This is a genomic window from Lutibacter sp. (assembly GCF_041562875.1).
Lineage (GTDB): Bacteria > Bacteroidota > Bacteroidia > Flavobacteriales > Flavobacteriaceae > Lutibacter.
Map to the genome: position 1 here is coordinate 1 of NZ_JBFFOE010000087.1, position 9,900 is coordinate 9,900.

General features: G+C 28.3%; 10 protein-coding genes and 1 pseudogene. 8 read left to right on the top strand and 3 right to left on the bottom strand.

From position 1 onward, the window contains the following. Positions 1-490 precede the first annotated feature (490 nt). The 7 genes and pseudogenes from ABY863_RS10745 to ABY863_RS10775 all read left to right on the top strand — a co-directional run bounded on the left by ABY863_RS10745 (position 491) and on the right by ABY863_RS10775 (position 4,826). Entirely contained in the window at positions 491-931 is a 441-nt protein-coding gene (locus ABY863_RS10745) for a hypothetical protein (protein WP_372794668.1), read from the top strand. A gap of 12 nt (positions 932-943) precedes the next feature. Beyond that, entirely contained in the window at positions 944-1,489 is a 546-nt protein-coding gene (locus ABY863_RS10750) for a hypothetical protein (RefSeq protein WP_372794670.1), read from the top strand. A gap of 198 nt (positions 1,490-1,687) precedes the next feature. Continuing rightward, a pseudogene (locus ABY863_RS10755) lies at positions 1,688-1,840 on the top strand (toxin-antitoxin system YwqK family antitoxin); the annotation flags it as partial. Positions 1,841-2,141: 301 nt separating this feature from the next. Further along, a complete protein-coding gene (locus tag ABY863_RS10760; RefSeq protein ID WP_372794672.1) occupies positions 2,142-2,582 on the top strand; it encodes a hypothetical protein in 441 nt (146 codons plus the stop codon). 12 nt (positions 2,583-2,594) lie between these two features. Then, entirely contained in the window at positions 2,595-3,044 is a 450-nt protein-coding gene (locus ABY863_RS10765; protein WP_372794674.1) for a hypothetical protein, read from the top strand. Between the two features lie 60 nt (positions 3,045-3,104). After that, positions 3,105-3,893, top strand: a complete 789-nt coding sequence (locus tag ABY863_RS10770; protein ID WP_372794676.1) for a hypothetical protein — start codon at positions 3,105-3,107, stop codon at positions 3,891-3,893. A 168-nt stretch (positions 3,894-4,061) separates the two neighbouring features. Next, positions 4,062-4,826 carry a TIGR02757 family protein gene (locus tag ABY863_RS10775; RefSeq protein WP_372794678.1) on the top strand — a complete coding sequence of 255 codons (765 nt, stop codon included), beginning with the start codon at positions 4,062-4,064 and terminating at the stop codon, positions 4,824-4,826. A 336-nt stretch (positions 4,827-5,162) separates the two neighbouring features. On the opposite strand, the gene ABY863_RS10780 is transcribed toward ABY863_RS10775, so the two are convergent. Continuing rightward, complete coding sequence (locus tag ABY863_RS10780; RefSeq protein WP_372794680.1) at positions 5,163-6,017, bottom strand: toxin-antitoxin system YwqK family antitoxin; 855 nt, start codon at positions 6,015-6,017, stop codon at positions 5,163-5,165. Positions 6,018-6,384: 367 nt separating this feature from the next. Between ABY863_RS10780 and ABY863_RS10785 the strand changes: the two genes are divergently transcribed. Then, positions 6,385-6,453: a hypothetical protein gene (locus ABY863_RS10785; RefSeq protein ID WP_372794684.1), complete on the top strand. Its 69-nt coding sequence runs from the start codon at positions 6,385-6,387 to the stop codon at positions 6,451-6,453. A gap of 118 nt (positions 6,454-6,571) precedes the next feature. Here ABY863_RS10785 and ABY863_RS10790 read toward each other — a convergent pair whose 3' ends face one another. Both ABY863_RS10790 and ABY863_RS10795 read right to left on the bottom strand, forming a co-directional pair. Beyond that, positions 6,572-9,454, bottom strand: a complete 2,883-nt coding sequence (locus tag ABY863_RS10790) for a PAS domain S-box protein (protein WP_372794682.1) — start codon at positions 9,452-9,454, stop codon at positions 6,572-6,574. Positions 9,455-9,729: 275 nt separating this feature from the next. Beyond that, the coding region (locus ABY863_RS10795; RefSeq protein ID WP_372794686.1) for a type II 3-dehydroquinate dehydratase at positions 9,730-9,900 on the bottom strand (171 nt) is incomplete at its 5' end.

Consider the following 9,900-nt stretch of genomic DNA (forward strand, 5'->3'; position numbering starts at 1 on the left):
AGCATACTTTCGTAAAAGTATCAGCATGCTTTTGTAAAAGTATCAGCATACTTTTTAAAGCTAAAATTAACATCTAAAAACAACCTCAAAATATGATTTTAAATCCACTAACTTATAATACAATCAATACGGTACTTTTATTTTAATCCTAAATTTTAGCTTAAATGCAATTTTATAATATTGACTAAAACAGCGCTCAATCAATTTTTAGATAACAATACCATAATCCAAAATTTATTGAAAAGCAATCAATTATGATCGCATAATAATTTTCCTAGCAATTCTGTATTTCATACTGCAAGAAATAGCGGACTAGCTTGTTGAATTCTGATCTTTATTTAGAATGATTATAAATTTCAATCTACTGTATTTTAAGCAGTTAAATTGCATACTTTTAATATACTCATTATTAAAGTAATTAATGTTACATAATTATTGAGTACATACTTTAACTCCATTCGACTTAAATTGACAATTTAAACGAATTATTATGGGAAAAATATTCTTATTTTTTTTGCTACTCTTTTTTCAAATAGCATATGGGCAAGTAATTGAAAAAACAAATAATAAAACATCACAAGAATTATTTGATTACCACAGTTTAAAGCAAAAAAATAATAAAACAACAGCCTGGATTCTACTAAGTTCAGGAGTAGCTATGACTGCTGGAGGTTTTGCCATAATGAAAAACAATGGAAAAGAAATTATTACTGATATTTTTACGGGAAAGAGTTCTAATGATGGAACCGCAAGCTCACTTTTAATTATTGGAGGGGGAGCAACAACGCTTGCAAGTATTCCATTCTTTATCTCAGCTGGTAAACACAAAAGAAAAGCAACCCTTTCATTAAAGGGTGAACAAAATATTGTGAGGAATATAAAAATTGATAGTTCAAACTATCTAGGGGTAAATATTACTATTCATTTTTAAAAAATTAACATTATGAAAACAAAATTAGTAACACTTTTAAGTATACTCTTATTATTTTCGACAGGACTGTATGCTCAAAAATCAAAAAATAAGGCTCATAAAGTTTGGGTTTCAAAAGTTGATAATTCAAAAATAATTAAAGGTTTATTATATGAGGCAAATGATAAGTCTCTGAAAATAATTGATAATCATTCTGTGGAAATTAATGTTGATGCTTCTAATATTAGACTAATTAAAATTAGAAGAAAAGGGAAAATTGGTAAAGGAGTCTTAATTGGAGCTTCAGCAGGGTTTGCAACAGGTGTAATAATAGGTTTAGTAAGTGGAGATGAGCCTGATCAAACAATGGGATCCATTTTTGGGGCTGAAATTATCGTAGAAGGTGCAACAGCAGGTGAAAAAGCATTAGGGTTAGGGATTTTAATGGCTGTTGGAGGAAGCGGTGTAGGAGCCATAATAGCATCAAAAAAAGAACAAATATTTATTAATGGAGATATTAATAATTATAAAAATAATTTGGAGATATTAAAAAGTTATTCAATGGTGATACATAAATAATACTTATGTGATGAGGACAAGATTAAAATATCTATTTAAAATTACGTTTATAGGATTTCTTCTACTAAGTACAGAAATATCTCATGCTCAGAGAAAAAATATTATTATAAATAATGAGCTTTCTAATAATGCTGAAATGATGAAAGTAAAGATGGCCAATTACAACAAGAAGCCTTATTTAAAAATGGTAAACCAAATGGACTAGCTAAAGTATGGTATGTAAGTGGACAGTTAGTGAAAGAATTGAATTATACAAATGGCAAAAAAAATGGAACACATATTTATTACAATAAAGAAGGCACTATTGAGAAAAAGGAAACTTGGAAAAATGGAGTACTTAAATTAGACTAAATTTTTATAAAAAATTCTATAATATTTAAAAATCACTCACAAACTCATTGTAGTTCAATATTTTAAATGCTACCGCTAGTAAAGTTAGTAGTATTATACTACCGAAAGGGATGACAGATTGGTTAGCACATTCTAAATTTAATCTTTATTTAGAATGATTATAAATTTCAATCTACTGTATTTTAAGCAGTTAAATTGTATACTTTTAATATACTCATGATTAAAGTAATTAATGTTACATAATAATTGAGTACATACTTCAACTCCATTCGACTTAAATTGACAATTTAAACGAATTATTATGGGAAAAATATTCTTATTTTTTTTGCTACTCTTTTTTCAAATAGCATATGGGCAAGTAATTGAACAAACAAATAATAAAACATCACAAGAATTATTTGATTACCACACATTGAAACAAAAAAATAATAAAACAACAGCTTGGATTCTTCTAGGTTCAGGAGTAGCTATGACTGCTGGAGGTTTTGCCATAATGAAAAACAATGGAAAAGAAATTATTACTGATATTTATACGGGAAAGAGTTCTAATGATGGAACTGCAAGCACCCTTTTAATTATTGGTGGAGGAGCTACAACGCTTGCTAGTATTCCATTCTTTATATCAGCGGGTAAACACAAAAGAAAAGCAAACCTTTCATTAAAGGGAGAACAAATTATTGTGAGGAATATAAAAATTGATAATTCAAACTATCTAGGGGTAAATATTACTATTCATTTTTAAAAAATTAACATTATGAAAGCAATACGAAAACATTTAAAAATAGTTACTTTATTTTTCTCATTCACTTTTTTATTACAAAGTTGTAAAGTGTACCATACTAAAACGGTGACGGTAGACGAAGCGATTCTATCTTCTAAAAGAGTTAAAGTAAATACCTATAGAAACGACACTTATAAATTTGAAGAATTAAGGAAAGATGATGGCAAACTATATGGTATAACCAAGAAAAAGTCAGGAACTGCTAAAGATTTATCTTTTCAGGGTTATGAGGAAGATGACAATAGTAAATATGTGAAAATTTTATTACCTGATACTATAGTAAAAGAAGTTTATCTCCAAAATAAGACTATGTCAACAGTTGTATCAATAGCTGTTCCATTGTTAATTATTATTGGGTTAGCAGCAATAATACAACCAGGAAACGTGATTAGTGGTAGTTTTGATGGCCCTTTGTATTATTAAATTAGTTTATAGTTAGAGTTATTAAAAAATTATTCAATGGAAATAAATAATACTCTTGTTATGAAAACAAGATTTAAATATCTATTTAAAATTACGTTTATAGGATTTCTTCTATTAAGTACAGAATTATCTCATGCCCAGAGAAAAAATATTATTATAAATAATGAGCTTTCTAAAAATGCTGAAATGATGAAAGTAAAAATGGGCACGCAATGGATGGGTAGGATTTGGAAATTTAAATTTGGGGATTATGCAGTTGAAAAAAGTAAAATGAGTTGGAAAGTTATAAAACAAAAAGCAACTATTCTTCACACAAAAAATGAGTATAAATCAGGTTATAAATTCAACTTTGTGTTGAGCAACAAAACTTCTGATTCTGCTATTGTTAGGGCAGTATATAGTAACAATATAAATGAACTTGAATCCATTGAATTATTTCCAAATATTTATTTTGGTTCAGATGAAATTTTGAAAGATTCATTAAGTTTTACAGCAGATATTTCATTGAATAATACTACAGATAATAAATGGAAATTGTTTCTAAAAAGAACTTCTGGTAGTGAAATTGAGTACAAAAATGAAGGTGTTCTTGTAAATGGAGATAGAATAATATCAATAATTTTTGTCAACTCCAATCTAGATGGAAATGATAAACGTTGGTTTCCCGCTTTGGGATATGAGTTTATGGAAAATGAAAAGGCAATTTGTGCCTTGCAATATTTTGGTGGTGGCGCATTGGGTTACAACAAAAACATTATTTGGATTGATTCTAGTCTTAACCAGAAAATGAAGTTGATACTTGCTGCCGCTATGACTGCTATATTACAAATAAAATCACCTGGAGGCTAAGATTCAACAAGATGATATTTCTCACTTTATATTCCGTAAAAGACTAAAATCATTTGTTCAATTAAGGCCGTTTCAGAATTAAATTGAAATAAATATCTGTCGGAGAAATTAATGCGGCATAAATATTAGCATTAATAATTGTATATTTCAAGTTAAATAACAGAAGTATTGAATAAAACCGAACTCAACCAATTTTTAGACGAAAAAGTAACACAATACAATAACCCAACATTTATTGAGAGTGACCCTATACAAATACCTCATTCGTTTTCATTAAAAGAGGATATTGAAATATCAGGTTTTTTAACCGCAACTATTGCGTGGGGAAACAGAAAATCTATCATTACAAATGCTAAAAAAATGATGGAGCTATTAGGAAATTCACCTTACGATTTTGTTTTAAATCATAAACCACATCATATAGACACCATTGAACATTTTGTTCATAGAACTTTTAATACTGACGATTTTAAATATTTTATTACAGCTTTACAGCACATTTATAATAATCACCAAGGTTTAGAAACTATTTTTTCAAAAAACGCTACTTCAAATTCTACTCAACCTGCAATTCATGAGTTTAAAAATATTTTTTTTGAAATTCCACATTTACAAAGAATACAAAAACATATTTCTGACCCATTAAAAGGATCGGCTGCGAAACGAATTAATATGTTTTTACGCTGGATGATACGCAATGATAAAACTGGGGTAGATTTTGGAATTTGGAATAGCCTCTCGCCTGCTCAACTTTCGTGTCCGCTAGATGTGCATTCTGGCAATGTAGCAAGAAAATTAGGATTGTTAACAAGAAAACAAAACGATGCGAAAGCATTAGCTGAATTAGACACTAGCTTACGGAAAATGGATAAAAATGATCCCGTAAAGTACGACTTCGCTTTATTTGGGTTGGGTGTATTTGAAAAATTTTAAATTTAGATACTTAACCTCTTAAATTTCTGTATAATAATACTATTCTTGCTACTCTTAAAATTGTAACCTCGCTTTATCTTCAAGTGGTTCATACATTACTTCCAAAACACTAGGCTTAAATTAGGCTGATTCATCTAAAAATAGAGTTTCATTGAGTAATCATGAAATTTCTCTCGTTGATTGATTTTCATCACTAGCAACCAAGACAATACCTAAAATTGTGTTGTATGTGATAGTTGTTAATTTATAAAATAAAGGTTTTGCTCCTTAGAGGAAGCATTCAAATTACCAAACCTTATTGAGTTTATCAATAACTTTTTTTGTTATAAAATTTAATTAATTGAAGTTTTCTGTTTTAATTAATTCTCCATTTTCATTATAATATTTCCATTCTCCAGTTTGTATTGCATCCTTAGAAAGGCCTTTCAGCATTAATTCACCATTCTCATGATAAAGTTCCATCATCCCATTTTCCTTTCCTTCTTTATAATTTATTCTGCTCTTTAACTGACCGCTACTATAATAATTTTCTAAAACACCAAATTTTTTCCCATTTATGTAATTTACTTTGGTAAGTAAACGTCCGTTATAATAATATTCTTCCCAAAGTCCATCTTCTTTCCCCTCAATATAATTTCCTTCACTCTTTAGTTGACCATTATCATAATATTCCTGAAAAAGTCCATTACTTATTTCTTTAGCTGTATTAATATGACTAGAAATCTCATTCTTAACTAACATATCAGCGTATGCTTTTGACGTTTCATCTTTTTGCTCAGAAATGTAACTGTTTAATTGGCTTTTAGTAGCTATTCTATTCTCAGAATCATTAATTGGAAGATAAACATCATTCCCTGTAACTGCCATAACCGCTCCCGTTATATATGCTCCTGTTAACAAAATATCTCCCAAAACTGATTCCTTTGGCATTTCAGTTTTATCATTAAAATAAACCCAGCCTAAATTGTCTGGTTTACCTTTTGATACAAATACATATTTCTTAGCTAATCTTTTTTTATTGTAACTGATAACTCTCCCTGTAACTAATGTAGTATCAGTTTTAAAATAAATTAAGCCATTTATATCCACAATATCATTGTAATTGATGTTGTTTTGATTTTGCTGCCTATTTTTTTGTCCACTACAAAAAAATGGTAGCAGTACAATCAGTAATACTAATTTTCGAATCATAATTTATGCTTAATTTCCAACAAATTAAGAAAAAAAAACCGAATACTGTTTTAATAAAACTAAATCACAAAAAATAAAATTTGTTATCATAAATATAAAACCTCAAAAATGAATAGTTTTTTTTAGGAATTGCAAATATATTAAGAGATAGAGCGGGTAAAAATTAAAATGCATTATCTAATTTAAGATGATACATTTTGTTCTGTAGCGTAAAGAATCTAATTATTGAACTTGAGCATATTCCTACAAAATTAAGCAAAGGGTATAATAATGGCTAAATAATTAATAGCTAACTGCTTATAATTGTGATGTAGATTTTGATATTTGGGATAGCCTCTCGCCTACTCAAATTTTGTATCCTTTAGATGTGTATTCTGGCAATGTAGCAAGAAAATTAGGGTTGTTAACAAGAAAACAAAACGATATAAAAGCATGAACTGTATTATATATTAGCTTACAAAAAATGAATAAAAATGCTCCTTGTTAAATATAACTTCCCTTTATTTGATTTGGGTGTATTTAAAAAGTTTTAACAATAAATAATGATATAAAACTTACAATTTATTTGTTAAATACAAACCTATTACATCTACAAATACCTTTTTACTTATTGGTTTTATCAAAAATTCAGTACACCCAGCATATAAAGCTTGTTCTTTTTCTGAAGCAGTTGAATAAGCTGTTTGGGCAACTATTGGCATTGTTGGATATAGTTTTCTTAATTTCTTAGTGGCTTCAAAACCATTCATAACTGGCATTTTTAAATCCATAAACACCAAATCAATGTTTGAAAATTCTTCACAGGCTTGCAGGGCTTCTAAACCATTTTTAACATGTATTAAATTACATTCTAATTTAATAATATCTTTAATTAAAGTTTCTAAATAAATATAGTTTACCTCCTCATCTTCAGCAATTAAAATAAGTGGTTTATTTTCATTTTTAGCCTCTATTTTTGTTTGATATATAGGTTTATAAGGAAAAATAATGGTAAAAGTTGCTCCTTTGCCTTTTATTGAATCCAAAGCTATTTTCCCTCCTAACAATGCTGTATTTTCTTTTACAATAGACAAACCAAGACCCAACCCTCCTGTTTTTTTCGATAAATCCCTTTCCGCTTGCGAAAAACGGTCAAAAATAGATTCATGCTTCTCAGCATCAATACCTATTCCTGTATCTTTTACATAAATTTCAAGATTCTTATTATTCAATACATATCCTAATTCAATAAAACCTTCATTGGTGAATTTTAAAGCATTTTCTAATAAATTACTTAGTACTTTGTTTAGTTTTGTTTTATCAGTAATAATCGTACTTTGCTCATTAGAAAGCTCCTTTTTAAGATATAATGGTGTTTTATTTTCTTTAGCTTTTAAATCAAAAACTGAAAATAATTCTAACAATACATCATTTAGGCAAACTTCACTTTCATCTATTGAAACCTGTTTTGTTTCCAATCTTGAAATTTCTAAAATATCATCAATAATATGCAACAATTGTTTACTGCTACTTTGAATTATTTTTATAAAATTAGCTCGTTTTTCTGTTGTTAATTCTGGATTGTTTAACATATCTGAGAAACCTAAAATACCATTCATTGGTGTTCTAATTTCATGAGACATGTTGCTTAAAAATTCGGTTTTTAACTGGTCGCTTTCTTCTGCTTTTTCTTTCGCTTTAATTAAATCAGTTTCACTATTTTTTTGTACTGTAATATCTCTTCCATTTACAATAAAGCCCTTAATTTTTTTATTTTCACTGTAAAATGGATAGTAATTAATATCCATAAAACATGTTCCCAAAACAGGCAAATGAAACCATTCTTGATAGTTAATACTTCTATTTTCAATTATACATTTTAAGGCATTGGGCTTAATAGTTTTTATAAATATATCTTCTCCTAAAATATCAGCCGCATTTTTACCTATAATTTGTTTTGGGCTTTCCCCAAATGCTTTCGCATAAGATTCATTTACCAAGATATATGTGAAATTTTCATCAAGTAATGCCATCATATCTGATGAACTTGCAATCATATCAGCAGATTGTTGGAGTGTTTCTTGTGATTTGAATCTTTCACTAATATTCCTCATAATACCTAAATTCCCTATCCAAACTCCTTTAGCATCAAACAATTTTGTACCAAAAGTTTCTCCTGGGAATATAGCACCTCTTTTATTTTTATAATAAGTTACATAAAGTTTATCTGAAGGTTTACTTTTATTTGAAAAGATGGTATTGCCTGCATTCTTGTATTTTTCTTCATCAGCATAAAAAATTGCTGTTTTTTCACCTATCAATTCATTTGGTAAGTAACCAAATGTAGTTTGCATTCCTTTATTGGCTAAAATAATTTCACGTTCCGTATTTGTTATTACTATACCATCGGCTATTGAATTAAACATCGTTTCAAATAAACTTTGTTGTTCTTGCAATTTTATTTGATCTTCTTTTTTAGATGTAATATCACGTTTTATAATTACTAAGCCCTTTCTTGTAGCATCACTATTAAATAATGGAACTTTTATAACATCTAAAAAAATGTCTTTCCCTTCAGGTGTTTGTAATACTTCTTCAAGTTGAATTGTTTGTTTTTTCTCCCAGGCCTCATCATTTGATTTTTCAGAAATTAATAATGCTTCTTCAAGGAAAGCTTGTGATGCATATATTTCTTTATCGGTTTTACCTTTATAATCTGTATTTGTTAAATTAAATAGTGCTAACCCTGCTTTATTTATCTCTTCCCATTTTCCTTCTCCATCTTTAAAAAATATAGCATCAGGTGATGCATTGATAAGGGTTTTTAAGCGTTCTTCGCTTTCTTTTAAAGCTGAAATATCTTCCTTTATGGCTAAATAATTAATTATTTCACCATCGTCATTTTTAATAGGCGATATGGTTACTTGTTCCCAAAATAATTTTCCAAATTTCGATTTATTTTTAAATTCACCTTTCCAAACATTCCCTGCAGAAATGGTTTTCCACATTGTTGAATAAAATGCTTTTGATTGATTACCTGAATTTAAAATACGAGGATTTTTACCTTTAACTTCTGCAGCTGTATAGTTTGTAACTTCTGTAAATTTAGGGTTTGTATATTCTATAAGTCCATTAATATCAGTAATTACAATAGTATTGGCGCTTTGTTCTACAGCTGCTAACAACCTTTTAATTTCGTAGGATTGTTTTTCTAGTAAATCATCCGTTTTCTTTTTTTGTGCCTGATCTGCAGGAAGCCATTTTCTAACAATTAATAATAGTATTAATGTAGCAACCAATAAATTAAATAATTTTGGAAAAAAAACAATTTCAGGTTGTGCCAAAAAATTAAAAACTTCTATAGGAATAAGTCCTGCATAAGAGGTATACCAAAAACCAAAATAAACACTTTCAAAAAAAGACCGAAATGCATCTATTGCCAATATTATTAAGAGCAATTTTAATAATTTATCACTCTTATCTAAAAAATTTATTTTCTTGGAATAAAATACAAAGATATATGCCCAAATTATGATTAAAAAAGCATATATAATAGGTGTTGCATAATTAAAGAAGTAATTCATATAAGCAGGGCAAAAATTGAAATTAATCTAAATTATAGGGCAATTTAATCTTTTTTTTTATAAAAAGAAAATTTTCAATAAAAGTGCACAAAAACAGAACGCTTAAAAAACTCTAATACGCTATAAATAGCATTAAAATAACATTCTAACTACAAAAAGCTCTGCAATGCCAATTCATAACTTTGCAAACCAAAACCAGCAATAACCCCTTTTGCATTTGGAGCAATATATGATATATGACGAAATTCTTCACGTGCATGTACATTAGAAATGTGAACTTCAACAACCGGGGTTTCAATTCCTTTAATAGCATCACCAAT

Coding starts and splice junctions, on each gene's coding strand:
- ABY863_RS10780 (WP_372794680.1), bottom strand. CDS start 6,017: ATGATTCGAAAATTAGTATTACTGATTGTACTGCTACCATTTTTTTGT.
- ABY863_RS10765 (WP_372794674.1), top strand. CDS start 2,595: ATGAAAGCAATACGAAAACATTTAAAAATAGTTACTTTATTTTTCTCA.
- ABY863_RS10750 (WP_372794670.1), top strand. CDS start 944: ATGAAAACAAAATTAGTAACACTTTTAAGTATACTCTTATTATTTTCG.
- ABY863_RS10770 (WP_372794676.1), top strand. CDS start 3,105: ATGAAAACAAGATTTAAATATCTATTTAAAATTACGTTTATAGGATTT.
- ABY863_RS10760 (WP_372794672.1), top strand. CDS start 2,142: ATGGGAAAAATATTCTTATTTTTTTTGCTACTCTTTTTTCAAATAGCA.
- ABY863_RS10745 (WP_372794668.1), top strand. CDS start 491: ATGGGAAAAATATTCTTATTTTTTTTGCTACTCTTTTTTCAAATAGCA.